Origin of the sequence: Burkholderia sp. BKH01, from assembly GCF_025685725.1 — a bacterium.
Classification (GTDB): Bacteria; Pseudomonadota; Gammaproteobacteria; order Burkholderiales; family Burkholderiaceae; genus Burkholderia; species Burkholderia pyrrocinia_C.
Genome location: NZ_JAOTQT010000007.1, coordinates 160663 through 183529 on the forward strand (window position 1 = coordinate 160663; position 22867 = coordinate 183529).

The window sequence follows — 22867 nt, forward strand, 5'->3', positions numbered from 1 at the left end:
TGCCTTGGCGCGGAGGCGCACCTCACGCTGCGTGCTCCGGCCTGCCGGCAAGGCATTTGTGGAGCGTGTCGCCGGGAACCCGGTGAGATTAAGATTCGGCGCGCCGTTTTTCTATCGGACGTATCTGAATTTTCGGCTGAATTTGCATGAGGCCGTGATGGCGAGGCGGGGGGAGCCACGTCAGTTCGTTACAGCTCCGGAAACCCCGACCGCCCCTGCGTCAGATCGAACAGCTCGGTTCTCGCATCGGCCTCGGCGATCTCCGGCAGCTTGATCACGAGCTTCACCGTCATCCCGTACGCGCTGTCCACCAACTCATACCCGGCCTGTTCGATCCAGCGGCGCACGCGCGCCTCCTCGGGGTAGCCGATCTCGATCGCGAGCCGCGTCTGGCGGATGCGCTCGACGCGCTCGGCATCGAGCAGCGCCGACGCGATCGCATCCGTGTACGCGCGCACCAGCCCGCCCGCGCCAAGCTTCACGCCGCCGTAGTAGCGCACGACCGCGCCGAGCACGCCGTCGAGATCGTGATGGCGAAGCACTTCGAGGATCGGCCGGCCCGCGGTGCCCGACGGCTCGCCGTCATCCGACATGCCCGACTGGCCACCCGCCAGCAATGCCCAGCAAACGTGGGTGGCCGTCGGATGCTCGTCGCGCAGGCGCTGCAGCACCTGCATCGCGGCGTCGCGGTCGTCGACGGGGATCGCGTGCGCGATGAAGCGGCTCTTGCGGATCTCGAGTTCCCGGGTAGTGGCGGTGGCGAGCGTATAACTCATCGAAGGGAGGGCGTGCGATCCTGCATCGGGTTCACGGCAGTCAATTTTGAGGTGCGGCTGAAATGGCGGGCGTCGGCGGACCGTCGAACGGCCGGCGGATACTCGGTGTGTGCTCCGCATTTTATCTCACCGTGCAATTTGCCTTCCGGCCTGTGCCCGGGCCAACCGGTGCGAAGTGCGCGTTGCTGATCATGAACAAAATATTGGGCGAGGCGAAATATCGGCCAATTGACAAATCATTTTAAATGCCCCGGACTCGCTGCCGTCCGATGTTGATTTTTTGTAACGCGTCTGTTACAGTTTCGCCCCACCGGAATGCCGGTGATTAAGTAATGCTGATTGATAATCCGGCTGCTGCGTTGTCCGGCGATTTTCCTTTATTTTCTCGATGGGCATGCCGCGTTGTCTGCGCGTCTCGGCGAAAATAGCGATTGGCCGTGCGACACCCGGTGACGCAGAATGCGAAAAACCCCAAGGAAAACAAGTCTAATCGAGAATAATAATGGCTGATTTGCATTGGACCATGCCGATCGCCAGATGGACGTCGATTTCGACCACGGGGGTGCCGGGCGTCGAAGCCCTCGATCCGATGGTGCGTCGCCGATTGAGCCGATTGTCGCGGCTCGCGCTGCAGGCCGCTTGCGACTGTGCGGACGTGACGGGTGCATTGCGCGTGGTATTTGCGTCACGCCACGGCGAACTGGCGCGCACGACAACCATTCTCGATGCCATTCAGGCCGGCGAGCCCGTTTCTCCGACAGCCTTCAGCCTGTCGGTACTCAACGCGGTCACGGGCATCTTCGGTATCTCCCGCCGCGACCGATCTCCCGCGACGGCAGTCGCCGCCGGGCACGAAACCCTCGGCTATGCGCTGCTCGAGGCATTTTGCCAATACGAAACCTCTTCCGTGTCGCCGGTGCTGCTCGTTCATGCGCATGAGCCGGCCGACACTGTCTACGGCGATGTCGGGGACGATCCGCAAAGCGGGGGAATCGCGATCCTGGTCGACGCGACCGCGCCGGCCGGCTACTTGACCTGCGATGTCGCGATCGACTGCGCAAACGATTCGCCGATGGCGGACGGCGTGGAGGCCGATACGCAGAGCGCGGCGGTCCGGCATTGCCTGGCCGAACGTGTCGTCACGACATGGCGCGGCGGCGACGCGTACTGGCGCTGGAGCTGGCATGATCGCGCGGCTTGATTTCGGCTGGCGGCTCTTCGCGACCGGTGCCAGCCTGGCCTTCTTCGTGCTGTGCGGATCGGTTTTCTCGCTGGTCGCCATCACGGCCGCGGCGCTGTGGCCGCATCGACGCTCGCGTCAGCGAATCGTAACGCTCGTTATCCATTACTTCTTTCGTCTGCTGGTCGCATTGCTGCAACGCATCGGCGTGATGCGCCTGGAGGTGTCCGGCGTATCGCGCCTTGGCGAAGGCGGTCCGGCAATCGTCGTCGCCAATCATCCGACCTGGCTCGACGTGATGGTGCTGTTGTCGTTGACGCCGAAAGCATGCTGCGTGGTCAAGCGCGGGCACTGGGGCAATCCATGCTTCTGGGGTATCGTCCGGGCGGCCGAATACGTGAGCAACGCCGATGCCGTCGAGTTGGTCGAGTCCGGCGCGCGGCAACTGGCGGCCGGTTACACGATGATCATCTTCCCCGAGGGCACGCGCAGCCCCGGCGGCGACCGTCTGCACGCGTTTTCGCGCGGCTTCGCGCACATGGCGCTGCAGTCGCGCGCCCGGATTCTGCCGGTCCTGATCGATTGCGATCCACCGGTATTCACCAAGACGCTGCGCTGGTATCACGTGCCGTCGCGCGCGTTCCGCATGCGGATCGACGTGCTCGATCCGATGGATACGGATGGGTTGACCGGCGGCGTCGTGTCGCCGTCGATCGCAGCCCGTACTATCGCGCACGAAGTGGAAACGCACATTACCCATCACCTGTTTCGGCATGGATACTTTAAAACTGCAAATTAAGCAGCTTCTGATCGAGATGCTCGATCTCAACGACATGACCGTCGACGATATCGGCGATGACGTGCCGCTTTTCTCGACCGACGGAATCGGACTGGATTCGGTCGACGCGCTGGAGGTCGGGATCATGCTGCGCAAGAAGTTTCAACTGTCGATCGCGGCGAACGATGAGCACGCGAAGGCGCATTTTCGTTCGATCAATACGCTGGCCGCATTCATCGCCAGTCAGCAGGCGCATCACGCGCCGCAGGAAGCCGTGTCGGCAAAAGGGGAATGACACGTGACCGACGCAGAAATCCTTGAGCGCATCCGCGCCATCTTTCACGAGAACTTCGCGATCGAACCGGAGCGCGTGACTGCCGATACGCATCTGTTCGACGAACTCGATCTCGACAGCATCGATGCGGTCGATCTCGCCATCAAGCTTCAGGAAATGACGGGCCAGCGCATCAAGCCGGAGGAGTTCAAGTCGGTGCGAACCGTCGGCGACGTGATTGCCGCGGTTCACGCGTTGCTTGCACGAGCCGGATGACACCGGTTGCGCATAGGCGAGTGACCGGCGCTGTCCGGCCGCGTTGGGTCGGAGTTGCGGCGCGAGCAGCGCTTGCGCTCGCGTATCCGCTCGTCATCCTGTTCGCGTGGCAGATGCTGACGCCGCGTTATGTCGGCTGCCTGCTGTTCGTGCTGCTGTGGGTGCAGCGCACGGTCGGGAAAGGGGCGCTCGCGATGGCGCTCAAGCGGCTCTCCGCGCACGACTGGTGCGTGGCAGGCGCCTTGACCGTCCTGTCGCTCGCGATCGCCGTGACGGACAGCGAGCGGCTTCTTCGTTTCTATCCGGCGTGCGTGAGCGCCGGCCTGCTGGTTGCATTCGGCGCGACGCTGCAGCGCGGCCCGACGATGGTCGAGAAATTCGCGCGGCTGCGGTATCCCGAGCCGCGCCGGACGATCGTTCGCTATACGCGGCGCGTCACGCAGATCTGGTGTGCGTTCTTCATCGTGAATGGCGGGTTTTCCATCTATACGGCGCTGTACTGGAGTCGGTCCGCGTGGGCGCTCTACAACGGCGCGATCGTGTACGTGCTGATCGGTGCGTTGCTCGCCGGTGAATGGCTCTGGCGTCGCTTGTTCATAACGGCGCGCTCCGGCGAGGGTGACGTCGCATGATGGCGCTGTTCGACCTTCTGCGCGCCGACGCGGACGTGGCCACGATCGTCTGCCGCGACGGTGACGCATATTTCACGCTGGCTGATTTGCGCGCGCGTACGGAAGCGATCGCGCGAACGATCGAAGCCGCCGGTGCGCGTCGCGTCGCGGTTTGTGTCGACGATCCATACGATTTCGCGTGCGCGTTCTTCGCCGCGATGGCGACGGCGAGCGAAACGGTGATTCCGGCCAGTGCGGCTCCCGGTTACTTGCACGAGCTCGCGCACGCGTACGATCTGCTGCTCGACGCGGCGGCGCTGGCAGAATGCACGCGCGAGTGCGTGGGAGGCATCGAGGCCGCCGGACGTGCGATCGCACCGGACGCGGCGATCACGCTCTACACATCGGGCAGCAGCGGCGCCGCGAAACCGGTGCGCAAGTCGCTGGCGCAGTTCGATGCCGAGGTGCGTACGCTGCAACGCGAATGGGGCGGGCAGGTCGGCGCGGCGGTCGCGCTGTCGAGCGTTCCGCACCATCATATCTACGGACTGCTTTTCAGAATCCTGTGGCCGTTGGCGGTCGGGCGCGCGTTCGACCGCGTGTCGGTGCTCGAACCGCAGCAACTGCAGCAGCGGCTCGCGGCATACGGCGACGCCATTGTCATATCGACTCCGTCGCAGTTGATGCGCTGGCCGGCATTGCCGGGTTTCCCGATGCAGGATCCGGCTCCGCGCCTGTTCTTCTCGTCGGGTGGCCCGTTGCCGGCGGAAACGGCGTCGGTTTATTCGGCGGCCCTCGGTGCCGCGCCATTCGAGATATTCGGCAGCACCGAGACAGGCGGCATTGCGTGGCGCCGTCAGGATCTGACGAACGCGTGGCGGCCGATGGCGGGAATCGACGTGCGGTGCGACGACGACGGTGCGCTGAGCGTGCGCTCCGCGCATCTCGGTCACGACGACTGGCATCGCACCGACGATACCGCGCGCTTCGATCGGCAGGGACGATTCGAATTGACGGGGCGTCGCGATCGCGTGGTGAAGCTCGATGGCAAGCGTGTGTCGCTGCCCGAACTCGAGACGCGGATTCTCCTGCATCCGTACATCGGACAGGCCGCGGCGACGGTTGTCGAAGGCACGTCGCGTGCACACATCGGCGTGGTCGCGGTATTGACCGACACCGGCCGACAGATATTGAAGACCGACGGTCGTGTGGCACTCGCTGCGGCGTTGCGGCACGATCTCGGCGAGTATTTCGATGCGGCCGCGTTGCCTCGCTACTGGCGGTTCCGCCGCACGATGCCGTTCGATGCGCGCGGCAAGCTGCCGGCCTCGGCGCTCGCGGCCGCGTTCGCACCGACGGCGGAGGGTTTTGAACTGCTGGCCGAGTGGAGCGACGCCGGCAGCCTGCATTACGAACTGCGCGTGCCGGCCGCGCTCGCGCATTTCGACGGGCATTTCCCCGGCATGCCGATTCTCCCCGGCGTCGTGCAGATCGACTGGGCCGCCCGGCTTGCCGGCCGCGCGCTCGATACGGCGCTCGCGGTCGGCTCGATCGATCATCTGAAGTTCAAGGCGCCGGTTCCGCCGGGCGCCGTGCTCGCATTGCGCCTCGCGCACGATCCGGCGCGCGGATGCGTGCGCTTTGCGTTCCGGCGCGGCGCGCGCGAATGCACGTCGGGTACGCTCGTTTATCGCGAGGCGATGCAATGACCGGCGTCTGTATCGTCATTCCGATCTACAACCATCGCGACGCGATCGGCGATACGCTCGCGCGGCTTGCCGTGCACGGGCTGCCGATCATCGTGGTCGACGATGGCAGCGATGAGCCGACGCAGCAGACACTGGCCGGGCTCGCCGTGCGGTATGCGGATTGCATGACCTTGCTGCGGCTGCCGGTGAACGGCGGCAAGGGTGCGGCGGTGATGGCCGGATTGCGCGCGGCGCGCGACCGCGGTTACCGGCATGCGATCCAGATCGACGCCGACGGACAGCATGACGCGGCCGATGTGCCGAAGTTCGTCGCGGCCGCGCAAGCGGAACCGGACGCGGTCGTGCTCGGCCGTCCATGTTTCGATGCAAGCGTGCCGAAAGCGCGCCTGTACGGCCGCTATCTGACGCACGTGTGGGTCTGGATCGAGACGCTGTCGCTGGATATTCCCGACGCGATGTGCGGATTCCGCCTCTATCCGGTCGATGCGGTCTGCGCGCTGATCGACGCGGTGCCGATGCCGAAGCGGATGGCGTTCGACAGCGAGGTGCTGGTGCGGCTTCACTGGCGCGGCCTGACGTTCCGGACGATTCCGACGCGTGTCGTTTATCCGGAAGACGGCGTGTCGCATTTCGATGTATTGCGCGACAACATGCGCATCAGCGCGAGCCATACACAACTGGCGCTGGGCATGCTGGCACGCGCACCGTGGTTGATCGCGCGTCGGCTGTGCCGGCGACGCGGCGCGCCGGGCGCGGGCCAGGCGCAGTCGTGGTGGCGCATGCCGGAACGCGGCAGCCGCGTCGGGATGGCGCTGCTGGCGTTGAGCTGCCGCTGGTTCGGCACGCGCATCACGTCGATGTGGCTGTATCCGATCGTGGGCTACTTCGTGCTGACCAACCGCGCCGCGCGCGTCGCTTCGAACGCCTATTTCACGCGCCTGCGCGAGGCGGGCGGCGTGGGCGCGGCACCGCGTCCGGGCTGGCGCACCGCGTACCGGCACATGCTCGCGTTCGCGCAATCGGGCTTCGACAAGTTCGTCGCGTGGTCCGGCCGGCTCGACGAATTCGACGTTCGCTTCGACGACGCGTCGGCGTTCGATGCACTGGCCGCCAGCGGGCGCGGCGCGCTCGTGATCGGTGCGCACCTCGGCAATCTGGAGATGACGCGGGCACTTGCATTGCGCGACGCGCATACGAAAGTGACAGCGGTGGTCTACACGGAGCACGCGCAGCGTTTCAACGAGATATTAGCGAAGACGAGCCGGGATTTCGGCAAGCAACTCGTCCAGGTGACGGATTTCGGGCCGGACACGGCGCTGATGATGCAGTCGCGCATCGACGCGGGCGAACTGCTCGTGATCGTCGGCGATCGCGTGCCGCCGCACGATGCGGGCAAGACGGTCGATGCGAGTTTTCTCGATGCCGCCGCGCCGTTTGCACAGGGGCCGTACATCCTTGCGCACGCGCTCGAATGCCCGGTTTACCTGTTCTTCTGCCTCAAGGAAGGGCGCGGTCACCGGCTCTACTTCGAACCGTTTGCCGAACGCATCGAGTTGCCGCGGAGCGAACGCGCGGCACACGTGGCCGCATGGGCGCAGCGCTATGCCGAACGGCTCGAGCACTACTGCCGCAAGGCTCCCTACCAATGGTTCAATTTCTTCGATTTCTGGGCGCGGCCCGATGGAGATCCGCGTGGCCGAACATAACGTGACCGACGAATTGCACACGACCGACGCGGCGCGGTCCGAAACGGCCCATGCGCCGGTCGTGATCGGCGCACGGCATCTGACCATCGAGGATGTCGTCGCGATCGCCCGCGGCGGCGCGCCGGTGAAGCTGAACGCGGATATCGGCTGGCGCGAGCGCATCGAGCGCGGCGCGGCGCGGCTGCGCGATTACCTCGCCGGCGGCGGGATCCTGTATGGCGTGACCACCGGATACGGCGACGCGTGTGTTGTCGACGTGCCGCCGGCACTCGTCGAGGCGCTGCCGCTGCAGTTGACGCGTTATCACGGATGCGGGATGGGCGACTGGTTCGATGCGCAGCAGACGCTGGCGATCGTCGCCGCGCGGCTCAATTCGCTCGCGTTCGGCTATTCAGGTGTGCGATTCATGCTGCTCGAACGGCTGGCCGACCTCGTGAATCATCGGATCCTGCCGCGGATTCCGTCCGAAGGTTCCGTCGGCGCGAGCGGCGACCTGACGCCGCTGTCCTATGTCGCGGCCGCGCTGGCCGGCGAGCGCACCGTCTTGTTCGACGGCGCCGAGTGCGACGCGCGCGATGTCTGGAGCACGATCGGCCACGCGCCGCTGCAACTGGCGCCGAAGGAGGGCCTCGCGCTGATGAACGGCACGGCGGTGATGACGGGGCTCGCTTGCCTCGCGTTCGCGCGCGCCGACAACCTGACGCGCATCGCCGCACGCCTGACCGCGCTGACGACCATCGCGCTCGACGGCCGCGCCGCGCACTTCGACGCGCGGCTGTTCGAAGCGAAGCCGCATGCCGGGCAGGCGGACGCGGCGGCATGGATACGCGCGGACCTGGCCGGTCGCGACGACACGCCGGGGCACCGTCTGCAGGATCGCTATTCGGTGCGCTGCGCGCCGCATGTGATCGGCGTGACGCGCGATGCGCTGACGTGGGTGCGTCGCGATGTCGAGAACGAGCTGAACAGCGCCAACGACAATCCGTTGATCGATCCTGACGACGGCAGCGTGCTGCACGGGGGAAATTTCTATGGCGGTCACATCGCGTTCGCGATGGACGCGCTGAAAACAGCGGTGGCCAATCTCGCCGACCTGATGGACCGCCAGCTCGCGCTGCTCGTCGACGACAAGTTCAGCAACGGCTTGCCGCGCAACCTGACGGGTGCAACGGGCGATCGCGCGGCCATCAATCACGGCTTCAAGGCGGTGCAGATCTCCGCATCCGCGTGGACGGCGGAAGCGCTGAAGCACACGATGCCGGCGAGCGTGTTCTCGCGCTCCACGGAATCGCACAACCAGGACAAGGTGAGCATGGGCACGATCGCGGCGCGCGATTGCCTGCGCGTGCTCGCGCTGACGGAGCAGGTCGCCGCGGCGCATGTGCTCGCGACCGTGCAGGCCGTGCGCCTGCGCCAGCGGGATGCCGCCGGCACGCACCTGTCGCCCGCGCTGCGCGCGTTCGTCGACGACGTGGGCAGGCGTTCGCCGCTGGTGGTTGAGGATCGGCCGCTGGAAGCCGAGCTGCGCGCGTTGACTGCCCGGCTCGCCGCCTGCGAACCGATCGGTGCATCGTCTTGCAGGGAGTCCGCATGAGTGCGCGTCCAGCGCCGCTGACGGCGACGGCCCGTGTCGAAGTCCCGTTTCACGACGTCGACGCGATGAACGTCTGCTGGCACGGCCACTATCTGAAGTATTTCGAAAGCGGACGCGCGGCGTTGCTGCGGATGATCGACTACGACTATCCGGCGATGCTGGCGTCGGGTTACATGTGGCCGGTCGTCGAAGCGCACCTGAAGTATGTGCGGCCGGCGACCTACGGCCAGCAGCTCGATGTGCGCTCGACGCTGCTCGAATTCGAGAACCGGCTGAGGATCGGCTACGAAATCGTCGATGCGGGGTCGGGCGAGCGCCTGACGAAAGGGTACACGGTCCAGCTGGCCATCGACGCCGCGACGCGGGAGTTGCAGTTCGTTTCGCCGGCAGCGTTGATCGAACGGGTGCAGGCGCGATGACGACGAACAGAGGCTACCGGGGATTTCTCGCGGCGCTCGGCGCATGCGCGACGTTCGTTGCGGGCATTGCGCACGCGGCTCCGGCGGCGGCGACAGCGCCGGCCGCGGTGCGGCCCGAGAACACCGCGCTCGTGTCCGATATTGCGGCGAGGCTGGCGCGAGTCGGCACAATCCGCGCCGATTTTCGGCAGACCCAGACGCTCGCGGCGATGAAGCAGCCGCTCGTCAGCACGGGCTCGATGCTGTTCGATCGAGCGTCGGGCGTCGTGTGGCGGATCCAGACGCCGTACCAGGCGACCTACGTGATTACCGATGGCGGCGTGCGCGAAGTCGGGGCCGATGGCAGGCTTGTCGCGCCGAGCGGCAACGGCCGCGGCGTCGCACAGGTGTCGCGGATGATGCGAGACATGCTCGGCGGCGATCTTTCGGCGCTGTATGCGCAATTCGACGTCGAAGCGAGCGGTACGCGCGAACGCTGGCGGATGATCCTTCGACCCAACCAGCCGCAGCTCGCGCAGGCGGTCCGCACGCTCGAGATGGGCGGCGGCACGTATCTCGGCCGGCTCGACATGACGTTCGCGAACGGTAACGTAACCACGCTTGAATTCACGCGGGCAACGCCGGTGGACGGTCCCGCGCCGGCCGAGCGCGCGTGGCTGGGGACGCGCTGATGAGCGAGACGCGCGACGCGATCGACGTCCCGGCCAGGCTTGCCCGGCGCCGGCTGCGCTGCGCCGCGTGGGGCCTGGTCGCGCTCGTCGCGGTGCTTTACTGCATCTGGCGGTTCACGGGGCCGTCGCCGCTGCAGACGAACCTGCTGGCACTGCTGCCTGCGACCGAGGCGAATCCGGTGGCCGAGAAGGCGGTCGAGACGATCGGCAACATGCTCGGCGGCCGCACCGTCTATCTGGTGACCGACCGCGACGCCGCGCGCGCGAAAGCCGCCGCAAAGCAGTTCGGTGCCCGGCTCGCGCACAGCGGCGCGTTTCGCTCGGTGACGGTCGAGGTGCCCCCGTTCGACGTGTCGCAGATCGCGGCGACCTATCTGCCGGCCCGTTTCGGATTGCTGACCGAGGGTGATCGCGCGTCGCTCGAACGAGGTGACGCAGCGCTTGCCGACCGGCTGGCCCGGCGACTTTACGGGCCGCCGGCCGACGGCTTGCCGACCGCCGTCGCGGACGATCCGTTCGGCTGGCTCCAGCACTGGCTCGCGGGCCTGCCGCTGGCAACGTCGAATCTCGCGCTCGAGGACGGGATGCTCGTGTCGCACCGCGACGGTGTCACGGGGGTGCTCGTGATGACGTCGCTGGCTGGTTCGGCATACGAATCGAAAGTCCAGCGGGCGGTGCGCAACGCGACCGCCGATGCGGAGCGCTCGATCGGCACGGCTTATCCGGGCGTGCGAATCGATCGTGCCGGCGCGGTGTTTTACGCGGAAGCCGCGCGCGCGAGCGCGGAGCGCGACGTGCACGTGATCGGCGCGGTGTCGCTCGTCGGCATCGCGTTGCTGCTGATGAGCGTGTTCCGCACGCCGCGCCTGCTGGTGCTGGCGTTTGCATCCACGGCGTTCGGCATCGCCTGCGCACTCGCGGCGACGCTGCTCGTGTTCGGCAAGCTGCATCTGCTGACACTCGTGTTCGGCGTGAGCCTGATCGGTGAAGCGGTCGATTATTCGATCCAGTATTTCGTCGTTCATCTATCCGCCGGAAAGCAGTGGGACGCGCGGCGGGGCGCGGCTGCCGTGCGACCTGCGCTCGCGGTCGCGCTTGCGACGAGCCTGCTCGGCTACGCGATCCTGATGTGGGTGCCGTTTCCGGCACTGAAGCAGATCGCCTGCTTCGCGATGGTCGGCATTGCGGCCGCGTTCGCGGCCGTGACGGGGTTTCTGCCGCTGATGCTCATCCAGGCGCCGAAGCGAACGCCCGCTCGCGTGTTCGCGTGTGCCGCGCGTGTGCTGGCAGGTTGGCGGTCCGTGCTGGGCGGGCGGCGTGCGATGGCGGCCGCGGTGCTGCTCGCGCTCGTCGCGATGCCGGGCTGGATCGCACTGCGTAGCGACGACGATATCCAGTTGCTGATCCAGCGCGATCCGGACCTGGTGCGCCAGGAGGGCGAAATTCGCGCGGCGGTCGGCCTCGAGAACACGGCCAGATTTTTCGTGGTCCAGGGCGCGACACCCGACGACGTGCTTGAACGATCGGCATCGCTCGTCGCATCGCTGGCGCCGCTGCATGTCGGCCGGGTCCAGTCGATCGCGGCTTTCGTGCCGTCGGCGCGGCAGCAGGCGCGCAATCGCGCGGTGTTGGCCGAACGCGTGTTCGCGGATCCGGCGGCGTTGCGCGCGACGCTTGAACAAGCGGGATTCCGCGACGATGTCGCGCGCGCGTGGACCGACGCGTTCGCTCGCGACGCGCGGGCATCGTTGTCCGTCGATACGTGGCTCGCCGCGCAATGGTCGGCGCCGTTCCGCCATTTGTGGCTCGGCAAGGTCGGCGAGCGCGATCCCGTGTACGCGGCGATTGCGATTCCCGATCGGGCCGACGCGACGGACGTCGCGTCGTTCGAAGCGGTCGCGCGCCGCCTGCCGGGCGTGACATGGGTCGACAAGGCCGCGAGCGTGTCGCGGCTGTTCGGTGCGTACCGCATCGACAGCGGCTTGTGGCTCGCCGGCGCGCTCGTCGTGGTCGCCGGTCTGCTGGCGTGGCGCTATGGCGTGCGCGGCGGTCTTGCAACGACGCTGCCGGTCGTGCTGGCGATCGGCCTGACGCTGGCCGTGTTCGGCTATGCGAACGTGCCTCTGACGCTGTTCAACTGGCTCGCGCTGATGCTGGTGCTCGGCGTCGGCGCGAATTACGCAGTATTCCTGCGCGAAGGGTGCCTGCGGGACGCGGCCGATCTCGGCGCCGTCTGGACCGGCGTGCTGCTGTCCGCCGCGACGACGCTGCTGTCGTTCGGCATGCTGGGCGCGAGTGCGATGCCGGCATTGCGCAGCTTCGGTACGACGCTCGCGTTGGGCATCGTGTTTTCGGTCCTGTTCGCGCCGCTCGCGACACCGTCCCATACGGAGAATCGCGCATGAACCCGACACAGGCGCCCGTCTATCTGTCGGCACTCGGCATGGTCAATGCGCTCGGCGGGTCCGTCGACGAGATCGCCGCCGCACTTCGCACCGGCGTATCGCCAGGCATGGGCCCGCACGCGGCGGAACCTTCCCGCGGCTGGGTCGGGCAGGTGCGCTCGCCGCTCGATATCGCGCCGCCCGCGCGACTGACGCATTTCGACTGCCGCAACAACCGCCTGCTGCTGGCCGCGCTCGCGCAGATTGCGCCCGCCGTCGATGCGGTGGTGGCGCGTCATGGGCCGCGTCGGATCGGCGTCGTGATCGGTACCAGCACGTCCGGCATTCGCGCGGCCGAGGACGCGTTCGCGCAGCGAGCGGCGACCGGCGCGATGCCGCCCGGATTCGATTACCGGCAGATGGAGATCGGGACCGCCGCACCGTTCGTGCGGGCAGCGCTGGGCCTGGCGGGGCCGGCCTATACGGTGTCGACTGCCTGCACGTCGAGCGCGAAGGCGTTCGCGGCGGCGCGTCGCCTGCTGCGCCTGAACCTGTGCGATGCGGTGATCGTCGGCGGCGCGGATTCGCTGTGCGAGATGACGTTGCAGGGCTTTGCGTCGCTCGAATCGGTCAGCCCGACGCGGACCAACCCGATGAGCCGCAACCGATGCGGGATCACCATCGGCGAAGGCGCGGCCGTGTTCGTGATGAGCCGCGACGAAGCCGCGGTGCGGCTCGCCGGTGTCGGCGAATCGAGCGACGCGCATCACATCTCGGCACCGGACCCGGCCGGACTCGGCGCCGAGGACGCGCTGCGCGAGGCGCTCGCCGACGCGGGCGTGACGCCGTCCGCGATCGGCTATGTGAACCTGCATGCGACGGCAACGCGCCTGAACGACGAGATGGAAGCGCGAGTGACCGCACGGGTGTTTCCTGCCGGTGTACCCGCGAGCGGAACGAAGCCGCTCACGGGGCACCTGCTCGGCGCGGCGGGCGCGACCGAACTCGCATTCGGCTGGTTGACGCTCGCGCGCGGGGTGTCGCTGCCGGCGCACGTTTGGGACGGCGACGCCGATCCCGCGTTGCCGGCGCTGGATCTCGTGCAAACGGAACGCCGGCTGGCCGGCGATGCATCGGGACAGTATGTGATGAGCAATTCGTTCGCTTTTGGCGGCAGCAATGCCAGCCTGATCCTGGGGGGCTGACATGCAGACCGGTTCGCTGATCGAAGCGTTGCACGACGGTGCGGAGATCGCCGTTTGCGACGTGCTCGACGTGCTGCCGCATCGCGGCACGATGTTGCTGCTCGACGCGATCGAACGCTGTTCGGAAACCGCGATCGAGGTGGCCGCGAGCGTGCGCGACGATGCCTGGTATGCCGGCGACGACGGCGCGATGCCGGCCTGGATCGGTATCGAGCTGATGGCGCAGGCGATTGCCGCGCACGTCGGCTTGCTCGCGCGGCATGCGGGCGGGCGAGCGAAACCGGGCGTGCTGCTCGGCGCGAACCGGTATACCGCTCACCGGGCCGCGTTCGACGCCGGCACGGCATTGCGGATCACCGCGCGCGAATTGCTGCGTGGCGACGAAGGGCACGGCGCCTACGAATGCGAGATCCATGCAGGCGATCGGTGCTGCGCGGAGGCGATCGTCAAGGTGTACCAGCCGGACGATTTTCAGTCTTTTATCGAAGGGAGTTTCAATTCATGACTCGGCGAGTACTCGTGACCGGCGCGAGCCGCGGTATCGGCCGGGCCGTTGCCATGCGCCTTGCGTCGGACGGCTTCTCCGTGACGGTTCACTGCCGCAGCGGTCGCGACCAGGCGGAAGCCGTCGCGGCCGCGATCCGCGAGCAGGGCGGCACGGCGGGCGTGCTTCAGTTCGACGTGCGCGACCGCACGGCCTGTCGGCAGCAGCTCGAGGCTGACGTGGAAGCGAACGGCGCGTACTACGGCATCGTGTGCAGCGCCGGCGTCACGCGCGATGGCGCGTTTCCCGCGCTGACGGACGAGGACTGGGACGTCGTGATCGAAACCGGGCTGGACGGGTTCTACAACGTCGTCCATCCACTGACGATGCCGATGGTGCGGTTGCGCGCCGGGGGCCGCATCGTGACGATCGCGTCGGTATCGGGCGTCATGGGCAATCGCGGGCAAGTCAACTACAGCGCGGCGAAGGCCGGGTTGATCGGCGCGACCAAGGCGCTCGCGGTCGAACTGGCGTCGCGACGCATCACGGTCAATTGCGTTGCCCCCGGCCTCGTCGACACCGGCATGCTCGATGACGTACCGCTCGAGCACGCGCTGCAGACCGTGCCGATGGGACGCGTCGGCCAGCCCGACGAAGTGGCGGCGGTGGTCGGATTCCTGATGTCCGATGCGGCGACCTATGTGACGCGGCAAGTGATCGGCGTCAACGGCGGGATGGTGTGATGAAGCGAGTCGTCGTGACGGGAATGGGCGGCGTGACCGCGTTCGGCGAAACGTGGCCGGAAATCGAGGCGCGCCTGCGCGGCGCGCGCAACGCGGTGCGGCGCATGCAGGAGTGGGACTGCTACGAGTCGCTGCATACGCGGCTCGCGTGTCCGCTGCCGGGCTTCGCGGCGCCGGCATGGTACCCGCGCAAGAAGACCCGGTCGATGGGGCCGGTGTCGCTGTATGCGGTGCGGGCGAGCGAACTCGCGCTTGCCGATGCCGGCCTCGCTGACGATCCGTCGATCAAGGACGGCCGGATGGGCGTCGCTTACGGCTCGTCGTCGGGTTCGGTCGAACCGATCCGCGCGTTCGGCACGATGCTCGAGACCGGCTCGATGCGCGACGTGACGTCGAACAGCTACGTGCAGATGATGCCGCATACGACGGCTGTCAACGTCAGCCTGTTCTGGGATCTGAAGGGTCGCATCGTGCCGGCGTCGTCGGCGTGCGCGTCCGGCAGCCAGGCGATCGGTTACGCCTACGAGGCGATCGCGGCCGGCAAGCAGGCACTGATGCTCGCCGGCGGCGCCGAGGAGTTGTCGGGGCCGGCCGTCGCGGTGTTCGACACGCTGTATGCCACCAGTACGCGCAACGATGCCGCCGCACTGACGCCGCGGCCGTTCGACGTCGGCCGCGACGGTCTGGTCGTCGGGGAAGGGGCCGCGACGCTGGTGCTCGAGGAATACGAACATGCGCTCGCGCGTGGCGCGACGATCCATGCCGAGATCGTCGGCTTCGGCTGCAATTCGGACGGCGGACACATTACGCAGCCGACCGCCGAAACGATGGCGATCGCGATGCGGCTGGCGCTGCGCGACGCGTCGCTCGATCCGGCGGCGATCGCGTACGTGAATGCGCACGGCACGTCGACCGATCGCGGCGATGTCGCCGAGAGCCATGCGACGGCATCGGTGTTCGACGAAAACATGCCGATCAGTTCGCTGAAGAGCTATGTCGGTCATACGCTCGGCGCGTGCGGCGCGCTCGAGGCGTGGTGGACGATCGAGATGATGAAGCGCAACTGGTACGTGCCGACGCTCAACCTCGATAGCGTCGATCCGGCTTGCGCTTCGCTCGACTACATCGTCGGCGGCGCGCGCGCGATCGACGCGGAGTTCGCGATGAGCAACAACTTCGCTTTCGGCGGGATCAACACGTCATTGATCTTCCGCAGGGGCGTCGCGTGAGCGCAGCCGGTTACGCACCGGCGCGCGTCGTCGTCACGGGGCTCGGCATCGTGTCGTGTCTGGGCAATTCGCTCGACGACGTATCGGCCGCGCTGCGTGCCGGCCGCTCCGCTATTCGTCGCGTCGACGGCTGGCGCACACGTGGTTTCCGCAGCCAGGTCGCGGGCGTCGCCAGTGTCGATGCGGCAGCGCCGTTCGCACGCAAGCACGAGCGCTTCATGGGCGATACCGCCCGCTTCGGCGCGCATGCCGCGGCCGCGGCACTCCGCGACGCCGGGCTCGATCCCGCTGCGCTGCGCTCGCCGCGCGCCGGCGCGATCATCGGCTCGGGCATCGGTTCGATGGCCGACTACGACGATGCGATGGCGATCGCGGGGCAGCGCGGGATCGACAAGACGCCGCCCTATATCGTCCCGCGAGCGATGAGCAGCACGGCGTCGGCGTGCGTCGCGCAGTTGTTCGGCATCGAGGGCGTGTCCTATTCGCCGTCTTCCGCGTGCACGAGCGGTGCGCTGGCGATCGGGCATGCGATGCAGTTGATCCGTTCGGGGTGCCAGGACATCGTGCTCGCGGGCGGCAGCGAGGCGCTCCACGACAACATGACGCTGATGTTCGACGCGATGGGCGCGTTGTCGGCCGGTTACAACGACACGCCGGCGCAGGCGTCGCGGCCGTACGCGTCCGGCCGCGACGGCTTCGTGATCGCTTCGGGGGCGGGCATCCTCGTGCTCGAGTCGCTCGACCATGCACGCTCGCGCGGCGCGCGAATCCATGCGGAACTGGCCGGGTTCGGCCAGGGCACGGATGGCGCGGGCATGGCCACGCCGCACGCAGCGGGGATCGCGCGTGCGATGCGCATGGCGATCGATGGCGGCGGACGGCTGCCCGATTACGTGAACACGCACGCGCCGTCGACATCGCTTGGCGATGTCGAGGAGCTGAAGGCGCTTGCCGACGTGTTCGGCGGCAACGTGCCGCCGTTTTCGTCGACGAAAGGAATGACCGGCCATCCGCTCGGCGCGAGCGGGGCGCACGAGGCGATCTACACGATCCTGATGATGCGTGACGGCTTCGTTGCCGGCACGGCGGTCGAGGGCGAGCCCGATCCTGCGCTCGGACGGATGCCGCTGGTGCGCGAAGCACGCACCGCGCGGATCGAGCGCGCGCTGTCGATCTCGTTTGGGTTCGGCGGGAGCTGCGCAAGTGTGTTGTTGGATGCCTGGAAAGGCAATTGAAGTGAACCTACTGAGCTGAGAGGACAAGAACAATGAAGCAGAAAGCACATCTGGCCGGCATGCTGATCGCGGCGACGTTGTTGACGGGCTGCGGCACCGTGGTCCGTTCGCTGCCGCTGCCCGCGTCGGCGACGGCGCAGGATGCGTCGGGTGTCAGCCTGTATTTCGGGACGCAAGCGCATCCGGCAGTGAAGACCAGCATCGGCCCGCGTTCGGAGTCGGTGCGCGTGCGGCGTGCGACCGACGCGGAACAGCCGACGTGCGAACAGGCGTTGAGCACGGCGCTGGACCGTCTGCGCGAATATGCGAAGAATCATGGCGGGAATGCGGTCATCAACGTGACGACGCGCTTTCACGACAAGCGTTCCGATTCGACGACCGAGTACACCTGCGGCGTGAGCGGCAGCGCTGGCGCGATCGCCGTGTCCGGCGACGTCGTGCTGCTCGACAAGCAATGACACGGAGGACGGCATGAAGTACCGGATTGCATTCTCGCTGCTCGTCGCCACGTTGGCGATGTCGCAGGCTCATGCGCGCGATTCTGTCGGCAACTATCCGATCGAGAGCGCGATGACGAGCGAGGGCGACAAGCTCGGCGGCGATGTCGCGCTCTATTTCGGCGATCAGTCGCACCCGAAGATCGTCAAGTCGTACGGCACCTTCGCGACCAACAAGAAGACCAACGCGTTCGGCAAGAGCGACGAGGCCGCGTGCCAGCACGTGTTCCTGTCGGCGGCGCTCGAGCTTCAGGCGCGAGCGCGGAAGGAGGGCGGCAACGCTGTCGTCGGGATCAAGAGCAACTACCGGAACGTGTTGCGCAGCAGTACGACCGACTTTACCTGCGGTGCGGGTGCATTCGTGGCTGGCGTGGCGCTGACGGGCGAGGTCGTGACGCTGAAGCACTGACGCGCGGCGGGCGGCGCCGAACGAGGGCCGCCCGATGGCAGGCCCCGTTCAGGCCGGCTTGCGTGCGGCGACGTTGACGAGCGTCTCGCGACGCTTGCCGGGTTTCGGGTGGTGCAGGCCGATGCGTTCGAGCAGGCCGAAGTCTTTCGCGCGGCTCCACCACAGATACGGAAACGACACGTTTCGGGCGTCGAACGCGAAGCCGGTTTCACGCAGCATCGCGAGATAGCCGTCCGCGCTTTTCTGAACCTGCATAGGATGTCGAAACAACAGCCGGATGACCCACGACCTGATATAGGCATCGGTCGACTCGGCGAACAGCAGCACGCCGCCCGGCTTCAGCAGGCGATGGAACTCGGCCAGCGCACGTTCCTGTTCGACGAGGTGATGGAAGGTCTGGTGGCAGAAAACGACGTCGACGCTTGCATCGGCGAGCGGAATGCTCGCGCAATCGGCATGCCGCAATTCGACGGGGGCGCCGCAGTGCCGGGCTGCTTCCGACGCGTGCGCAAGCGATTCGTCATGGCAGTCGATCCCGACGATCTTGCCGGGAGCGAACGCGTCGTTCAGCAAGCGAAACGACTTGCCTTGTCCGCAGCCGGCATCGAGGATGACGGGCGACTTCGGCAATGGCGCCGCGACGAGCCGCTTCAGATCGTTGATGGCCACGCGAAGCACATGATGTTCCCAGGTGTGCGTGCGAAGAAACCAGATGCCGAATGCGGTTTCGGGAACGTAAGTGGACGTGCGCGTGCGATAAGCTGTCATGTGCCTCTCGTTGGTATCTTTTGTTGATACGGTTATTGTAGTTTGCATCGCCGAATTGCGGCGCAAAGAATCAACCTGCCCGGTGAACCGGGATGGACGGCAAGCATGAATGAAATGAAATCGGAATCGGTCGACGTTGCAATCATCGGTGCAGGACCTGCCGGCGCGGTTGCAGCGGGGCTGTTGCGCAAGGCGGGACGGTCGGTGCTGGTGCTGGAGCGCCAGCACTTTCCGCGCTTCTCGATCGGCGAAAGCCTGCTGCCGCAGAGCATGGATTATCTCGACGAGGCCGGCATGCTGCAGGCGGTCGTCGAGGCAGGGTTCCAGTTCAAGAACGGCGCGTACTTCGTGCATCGCGACCGGATGTCGTCGTTCGATTTTCGCGAGAAGTTTACGGAAGGATGGGGGACGGCGTATCAGGTCGAGCGCGCCACGTTCGACGACGTGCTGATTCGCTGCGCGGCTCGGCAAGGCGCCGACGTCCGATTCGGTCACACCGTGCGCGCGTTTGCGCCGGGCGATCGCCCGACGCTCGAGGTCGTGGACGAAGCCGGGTGCGATTACCGCGTGCACGCTTCGTTCGTGCTCGATGCCAGCGGATTCGGCAGGGTGCTGCCGCGCCTGCTCGATCTCGAAGCGCCGACACGGCTGCCAACGCGCGCGGCGATCTTTTCGCACGTCGAGGATCGCTTGCCCGCGGGATCGACCGATCGCGACAAGATCTGCATCGCGGTGCACCCCGAGCGGCGCGACGTGTGGTTCTGGATGATCCCGCTGACGAACGGACGGTCGTCGGTCGGTTGCGTGGCGGAGGCCGCTTTCCTCGACGTGCCGGACACGCATCGCGAAGCACTGCTGCGCGAGTTGCTGCAGACCGAACCCACGCTGGCGCGCCTCGTCGGCACCAAGCCGTTCGTGATGCCGGTGCGGCATATTGGCGGCTACGCGTCGAACGTCGAGCGCCTTCACGGTCCCGGTTACGCGCTGCTCGGCAATGCGGGCGAGTTCCTGGACCCGATCTTCTCGTCGGGCGTGACGATCGCGCTGCGGTCGTCTCATCTGGCGGTCGCGACGCTCGAGCGGCACCTGCGCGGCGAGACCGTCGACTGGCAGCGCGACTACGGCACGCCGCTGCGCAAGGGAATCGATACCTTCCGCGCATTCGTCGAACGCTGGTATTCCGGCGATCTTCAGGACATCGTCTTCCATGAGGACAAGGCGCCTGAAATCAAGCGGATGATCTGCTCGATCCTGGCCGGCTATGCATGGGACGAGTCGAATCCGTTCGTGCGCGAGCCGGCGCGTGGTCTCGATGTGCTTGCCGAGATCTGTCGATCGGCTCGGCCGGAGCAGGGCGCCGGCTGAGCGGTTCCCATGAAGATCGTCGGCAGATGAGCAGATGCGGGAGCGCCGCGCACGTCATGTGCGGCGCTCCCGTCGCTTCATCGACGCTCAGTTGCCCTGCAGCCGGATATCGCGCGACGACGCACCGACATACACCGTCCCGCCCGGCACGACGCGCCAGCCGTTGCGCGACGTATCCCACACGCTCTGCATCCGCGGCGACACCGTGACGCGAACATGCCGCGCTTCGCCCGGATTCAGCCGGATCTTTTCCCAGCCGACCAGCCGCTTCGGCGGTTCGTCCTTGTACGGCACGCCGAGATAGACCTGCGGCGTTTCCGCACCGGCGACGCGCCCGTCGTTGCGCACGGTGAACGCGACGCTCAGCGCGCCGTCCCATTGCTTCGACACCGACAGCCCCGAATACGCGAAGTGCGTATACGACAGCCCGTAGCCGAATTCGAACATCGGCTTGATGTTGCGCGCGTCATACCAGCGATAGCCCATGTTCAGCTTCTCCGCGTAGACCGGATCGTTGTCGAACGCGCCGTTTTGCCCCCACGACGGCGAATCCTGGTCGCGCGCCGGGAACGTGACGGGCAGCTTGCCGGACGGGTTGACGGCGCCGAACAGCACGTTCGCGATCGCCTTGCCGCCGGCTTCGCCCGGATACCACGCCTCGACGATCGCGGACACGCGGTCCTTCCACGGCATCAGGACCGGATTGCCGCTCTGGACGACGACGATCGTATGCGGGTTCGCGCGCGCGACGGCTTCGACGAGCGCATCCTGGTTGGACGGGTTCGCGAGGCTCAGGCTTTGCAGCTCGCCGAAATCCTCGCCGGCCGGCTGCGCGACCACGACGATCGCGACGTCCGAGCGGCCCGCGAGCGCGGCGGCCTGGTCGATCTCCTGCTGCGTGTACGCGCGGAACGGCGACTGCTGGTCGCTGTTGCCCGCGTACGTGACCTGCGCGGCCGGCGCGAGCGCGCGGATCGCCGCGACGATCGGCACGTCGACCTTCAGCCACGGATTACGCCACCAGCTGCAACCCGTCGACGACCCGAACGTCAGGCCGCCGCAGCCCGCGAACGAACCGGTCACCGGGTCGCGCGTGTTGCCCGAGCCGCCGCCCGACAGCACGGCCGCATCGGCATGGCCGCCGATCACGGCGATATGCGACAGCGCGGACGCGGCAAGCGGCAACTGGTTGCCGTCGTTCTTCAGCAGTACGATCGACTGCTCGGAGGCGGCCTGCGCGAACCGGTTCGCGGCCGCGAAATCGATCGTGCCGCCGCCCCTGGCCGGATCGTCCATCACGCCGACGCGGATCATCACGGCGAGCTTGCGGCGCACCATGTCGTCGAGGCGCGCGGTCGACACCGAGCCGTTCGCGATCGCCTGCTTGACGGCCGCCGGCGTCAGGTACACGGTCGGCCCGACGTCTTCTTCCTCGTCGAGCCCGGCGTTGATCGCGGCGGCGGTGCTGTGCGCGGCGCCCCAGTCGGACTGCACCTGGCCCTGGAAGCCCCATTCGTTCTTCAGCACGTCGTTCAGCAGGTGATCGTTCTCGCACGCATACGTGCCGTTCAGGCGGTTGTAGCTGCACATCACGCTGCCGGGCCGCCCGCGCTTCGCGGCGATCTCGAACGGCAGCAGGTAGAGCTCGCGCAGCGTGCGCTCGTCGATCTGCGTGTTGCCGCCCATCCGGCCGTGCTCCTGTTCGTTGCCGGCGTAGTGCTTGATGGTCGCGATGACTTTCTGCCGCTGCGTCGCGAGCGTGCGTTCGGCGAGCAGGTCGCCGGCGAGCAGCGGATCCTCGCCGAGATACTCGAACAGGCGGCCGCCGCGCGGTTCACGCGCGAGATTGGTGCCGCCGGCGAGGCCCATGCCGAACCCTTGCGCGCGCAACTGGATCGCGACCTGCTTGCCGAATTCATACGACAGGCGGCGATCCCAGCTCGCGGCGACGGCGATCGTCGCGGGAAACGTCGTGCTGGCCTGCGACGTGCTGCCGGAACCGGTCGCCGAGTCGACCATGTTGAGATCGGGAATGCCGAGCCGCGGCACACCCTGGATGTAGCCGGCGCCGCCGCCCGGCACCTTCGACATTTCGTATTGCGAATGAATGAACTGAAGTTTTTCGTCGAGCGTCATCTTGCGCACGAGCAGGTCGGCGCGCCGCTGCGCGGCGGCCGACGCGAATGCGTCGGTGGCGTCGCCCTGCGAGTTGAAATCGGCGTTGCCCGCATAGGCGGTGGTGCAGAGGGTCGCTGCCAGCACGACGGCCGGCCAGAGTTTGTCCCGCATGTTGCTCTCCATGATCGAATTGCCGGTTGTTCGAATGATGTCTGGAGCTGCGCACGTCCGGTGGGTTCGCACCGGACGCATTCGGCTGGCGATGCAGTGTGGTTGTGCGTCGGCATGCCAGGCCAGGCGGGGAATCGTTACGGCCGGTTGGGCTCGACCGGTCAACGCGGGCGGCGACGCACGGGCCGCTCGACGCTGTCGAATCGGATGTAGCGACTCTCAGCAGCGACTAATGGTATGAATGTAGTCCGACTACAGCATCGGT

General features: G+C 67.0%; 22 protein-coding genes. 19 read left to right on the plus strand and 3 right to left on the minus strand.

Translation table 11 applies throughout. The annotated features are described in order from the left end of the window. Nucleotides 1–188: 188 nt before the first annotated feature. Nucleotides 189–776, minus strand: a complete 588-nt coding sequence (locus tag OEJ37_RS13975; RefSeq protein WP_174417901.1) for an IMPACT family protein — start codon at nt 774–776, stop codon at nt 189–191. 502 nt (nt 777–1278) lie between these two features. On the opposite strand from OEJ37_RS13975, the gene OEJ37_RS13980 reads away from it, so the two are divergent. The 18 genes from OEJ37_RS13980 to OEJ37_RS14065 are packed head-to-tail and all read left to right on the plus strand — an operon-like array spanning nt 1279 to nt 18180. After that, on the plus strand, nt 1279–1977 hold the full coding sequence (locus tag OEJ37_RS13980) for a beta-ketoacyl synthase chain length factor (protein WP_174417900.1): 699 nt from the start codon (nt 1279–1281) through the stop codon (nt 1975–1977). After that, the gene (locus OEJ37_RS13985; protein WP_263344586.1) at nt 1961–2755 is read left to right on the plus strand and encodes a lysophospholipid acyltransferase family protein; all 795 of its coding nucleotides are present in this window, start codon (nt 1961–1963) and stop codon (nt 2753–2755) included. Before OEJ37_RS13980 ends, OEJ37_RS13985 begins: the two co-directional genes overlap by 17 nt. After that, complete coding sequence (locus OEJ37_RS13990) at nt 2730–3029, plus strand: phosphopantetheine-binding protein (protein WP_263344587.1); 300 nt, start codon at nt 2730–2732, stop codon at nt 3027–3029. The genes OEJ37_RS13985 and OEJ37_RS13990 overlap by 26 nt, the downstream gene beginning before the upstream one ends. A gap of 3 nt (nt 3030–3032) precedes the next feature. Then, the gene (locus OEJ37_RS13995) at nt 3033–3284 is read left to right on the plus strand and encodes an acyl carrier protein (protein ID WP_034179728.1); all 252 of its coding nucleotides are present in this window, start codon (nt 3033–3035) and stop codon (nt 3282–3284) included. After that, nucleotides 3281–3916 (plus strand): hypothetical protein, encoded by a 636-nt coding sequence (locus tag OEJ37_RS14000; RefSeq protein ID WP_263344588.1) that lies wholly within the window; start codon nt 3281–3283, stop codon nt 3914–3916. The genes OEJ37_RS13995 and OEJ37_RS14000 overlap by 4 nt, the downstream gene beginning before the upstream one ends. Beyond that, nucleotides 3913–5604, plus strand: coding sequence for an AMP-binding protein (locus tag OEJ37_RS14005; RefSeq protein ID WP_263344589.1), 1692 nt, complete (start codon nt 3913–3915; stop codon nt 5602–5604). Before OEJ37_RS14000 ends, OEJ37_RS14005 begins: the two co-directional genes overlap by 4 nt. Further along, nucleotides 5601–7310, plus strand: coding sequence for a glycosyltransferase family 2 protein (locus tag OEJ37_RS14010; protein WP_263344590.1), 1710 nt, complete (start codon nt 5601–5603; stop codon nt 7308–7310). Before OEJ37_RS14005 ends, OEJ37_RS14010 begins: the two co-directional genes overlap by 4 nt. After that, a complete protein-coding gene (gene hutH / locus OEJ37_RS14015) occupies nt 7297–8904 on the plus strand; it encodes a histidine ammonia-lyase (RefSeq protein WP_244130650.1) in 1608 nt (535 codons plus the stop codon). The genes OEJ37_RS14010 and hutH overlap by 14 nt, the downstream gene beginning before the upstream one ends. After that, nucleotides 8901–9323, plus strand: coding sequence for an acyl-CoA thioesterase (locus tag OEJ37_RS14020; RefSeq protein WP_175917854.1), 423 nt, complete (start codon nt 8901–8903; stop codon nt 9321–9323). Before hutH ends, OEJ37_RS14020 begins: the two co-directional genes overlap by 4 nt. Then, nucleotides 9320–9994, plus strand: a complete 675-nt coding sequence (locus OEJ37_RS14025; RefSeq protein ID WP_174417893.1) for a LolA family protein — start codon at nt 9320–9322, stop codon at nt 9992–9994. The genes OEJ37_RS14020 and OEJ37_RS14025 overlap by 4 nt, the downstream gene beginning before the upstream one ends. Continuing rightward, a complete protein-coding gene (locus OEJ37_RS14030) occupies nt 9994–12399 on the plus strand; it encodes an MMPL family transporter (RefSeq protein WP_263344641.1) in 2406 nt (801 codons plus the stop codon). The genes OEJ37_RS14025 and OEJ37_RS14030 overlap by 1 nt, the downstream gene beginning before the upstream one ends. Next, on the plus strand, nt 12396–13583 hold the full coding sequence (locus tag OEJ37_RS14035) for a beta-ketoacyl-[acyl-carrier-protein] synthase family protein (RefSeq protein ID WP_175917855.1): 1188 nt from the start codon (nt 12396–12398) through the stop codon (nt 13581–13583). The genes OEJ37_RS14030 and OEJ37_RS14035 overlap by 4 nt, the downstream gene beginning before the upstream one ends. Nucleotide 13584: 1 nt before the next feature. Continuing rightward, nucleotides 13585–14088: a hotdog family protein gene (locus tag OEJ37_RS14040; protein ID WP_175917856.1), complete on the plus strand. Its 504-nt coding sequence runs from the start codon at nt 13585–13587 to the stop codon at nt 14086–14088. After that, nucleotides 14085–14810: a 3-ketoacyl-ACP reductase FabG2 gene (locus OEJ37_RS14045; RefSeq protein ID WP_174417890.1), complete on the plus strand. Its 726-nt coding sequence runs from the start codon at nt 14085–14087 to the stop codon at nt 14808–14810. Before OEJ37_RS14040 ends, OEJ37_RS14045 begins: the two co-directional genes overlap by 4 nt. Beyond that, on the plus strand, nt 14810–16039 hold the full coding sequence (locus tag OEJ37_RS14050; protein WP_263344591.1) for a beta-ketoacyl-ACP synthase: 1230 nt from the start codon (nt 14810–14812) through the stop codon (nt 16037–16039). Before OEJ37_RS14045 ends, OEJ37_RS14050 begins: the two co-directional genes overlap by 1 nt. Then, nucleotides 16036–17274: a beta-ketoacyl-[acyl-carrier-protein] synthase family protein gene (locus OEJ37_RS14055; protein ID WP_175917858.1), complete on the plus strand. Its 1239-nt coding sequence runs from the start codon at nt 16036–16038 to the stop codon at nt 17272–17274. The genes OEJ37_RS14050 and OEJ37_RS14055 overlap by 4 nt, the downstream gene beginning before the upstream one ends. A 32-nt stretch (nt 17275–17306) precedes the next feature. Continuing rightward, nucleotides 17307–17732 carry a signal peptidase gene (locus OEJ37_RS14060; RefSeq protein WP_072436627.1) on the plus strand — a complete coding sequence of 142 codons (426 nt, stop codon included), beginning with the start codon at nt 17307–17309 and terminating at the stop codon, nt 17730–17732. A gap of 13 nt (nt 17733–17745) precedes the next feature. Then, on the plus strand, nt 17746–18180 hold the full coding sequence (locus tag OEJ37_RS14065) for an excinuclease ABC subunit A (protein WP_175917859.1): 435 nt from the start codon (nt 17746–17748) through the stop codon (nt 18178–18180). Between the two features lie 48 nt (nt 18181–18228). Here OEJ37_RS14065 and OEJ37_RS14070 read toward each other — a convergent pair whose 3' ends face one another. Next, complete coding sequence (locus OEJ37_RS14070) at nt 18229–18948, minus strand: class I SAM-dependent methyltransferase (RefSeq protein WP_174417885.1); 720 nt, start codon at nt 18946–18948, stop codon at nt 18229–18231. A 105-nt stretch (nt 18949–19053) separates the two neighbouring features. Between OEJ37_RS14070 and OEJ37_RS14075 the strand changes: the two genes are divergently transcribed. Beyond that, complete coding sequence (locus tag OEJ37_RS14075) at nt 19054–20313, plus strand: NAD(P)/FAD-dependent oxidoreductase (RefSeq protein ID WP_175917860.1); 1260 nt, start codon at nt 19054–19056, stop codon at nt 20311–20313. An 87-nt stretch (nt 20314–20400) separates the two neighbouring features. On the opposite strand, the gene OEJ37_RS14080 is transcribed toward OEJ37_RS14075, so the two are convergent. Beyond that, a complete protein-coding gene (locus OEJ37_RS14080) occupies nt 20401–22602 on the minus strand; it encodes a glycoside hydrolase family 3 C-terminal domain-containing protein (RefSeq protein ID WP_174417883.1) in 2202 nt (733 codons plus the stop codon). Nucleotides 22603–22867: the final 265 nt, after the last annotated feature.

What these genes read in the sequence shown, in the direction of transcription:
- OEJ37_RS14080 (WP_174417883.1), bottom strand. Translation starts at nt 22,602, where the DNA reads ATGCGGGACAAACTCTGGCCGGCCGTCGTGCTGGCAGCGACCCTCTGC.
- OEJ37_RS13975 (WP_174417901.1), bottom strand. Translation starts at nt 776, where the DNA reads ATGAGTTATACGCTCGCCACCGCCACTACCCGGGAACTCGAGATCCGC.
- OEJ37_RS14050 (WP_263344591.1), top strand. Translation starts at nt 14,810, where the DNA reads ATGAAGCGAGTCGTCGTGACGGGAATGGGCGGCGTGACCGCGTTCGGC.
- OEJ37_RS14075 (WP_175917860.1), top strand. Translation starts at nt 19,054, where the DNA reads ATGAATGAAATGAAATCGGAATCGGTCGACGTTGCAATCATCGGTGCA.
- OEJ37_RS14010 (WP_263344590.1), top strand. Translation starts at nt 5,601, where the DNA reads ATGACCGGCGTCTGTATCGTCATTCCGATCTACAACCATCGCGACGCG.
- OEJ37_RS14065 (WP_175917859.1), top strand. Translation starts at nt 17,746, where the DNA reads ATGAAGTACCGGATTGCATTCTCGCTGCTCGTCGCCACGTTGGCGATG.
- OEJ37_RS14000 (WP_263344588.1), top strand. Translation starts at nt 3,281, where the DNA reads ATGACACCGGTTGCGCATAGGCGAGTGACCGGCGCTGTCCGGCCGCGT.
- OEJ37_RS14060 (WP_072436627.1), top strand. Translation starts at nt 17,307, where the DNA reads ATGAAGCAGAAAGCACATCTGGCCGGCATGCTGATCGCGGCGACGTTG.
- OEJ37_RS13980 (WP_174417900.1), top strand. Translation starts at nt 1,279, where the DNA reads ATGGCTGATTTGCATTGGACCATGCCGATCGCCAGATGGACGTCGATT.
- OEJ37_RS14070 (WP_174417885.1), bottom strand. Translation starts at nt 18,948, where the DNA reads ATGACAGCTTATCGCACGCGCACGTCCACTTACGTTCCCGAAACCGCA.
- OEJ37_RS14030 (WP_263344641.1), top strand. Translation starts at nt 9,994, where the DNA reads ATGAGCGAGACGCGCGACGCGATCGACGTCCCGGCCAGGCTTGCCCGG.
- OEJ37_RS14020 (WP_175917854.1), top strand. Translation starts at nt 8,901, where the DNA reads ATGAGTGCGCGTCCAGCGCCGCTGACGGCGACGGCCCGTGTCGAAGTC.
- OEJ37_RS14035 (WP_175917855.1), top strand. Translation starts at nt 12,396, where the DNA reads ATGAACCCGACACAGGCGCCCGTCTATCTGTCGGCACTCGGCATGGTC.
- OEJ37_RS14045 (WP_174417890.1), top strand. Translation starts at nt 14,085, where the DNA reads ATGACTCGGCGAGTACTCGTGACCGGCGCGAGCCGCGGTATCGGCCGG.
- OEJ37_RS14025 (WP_174417893.1), top strand. Translation starts at nt 9,320, where the DNA reads ATGACGACGAACAGAGGCTACCGGGGATTTCTCGCGGCGCTCGGCGCA.
- OEJ37_RS13990 (WP_263344587.1), top strand. Translation starts at nt 2,730, where the DNA reads ATGGATACTTTAAAACTGCAAATTAAGCAGCTTCTGATCGAGATGCTC.
- OEJ37_RS14040 (WP_175917856.1), top strand. Translation starts at nt 13,585, where the DNA reads ATGCAGACCGGTTCGCTGATCGAAGCGTTGCACGACGGTGCGGAGATC.
- OEJ37_RS13985 (WP_263344586.1), top strand. Translation starts at nt 1,961, where the DNA reads ATGATCGCGCGGCTTGATTTCGGCTGGCGGCTCTTCGCGACCGGTGCC.
- OEJ37_RS14005 (WP_263344589.1), top strand. Translation starts at nt 3,913, where the DNA reads ATGATGGCGCTGTTCGACCTTCTGCGCGCCGACGCGGACGTGGCCACG.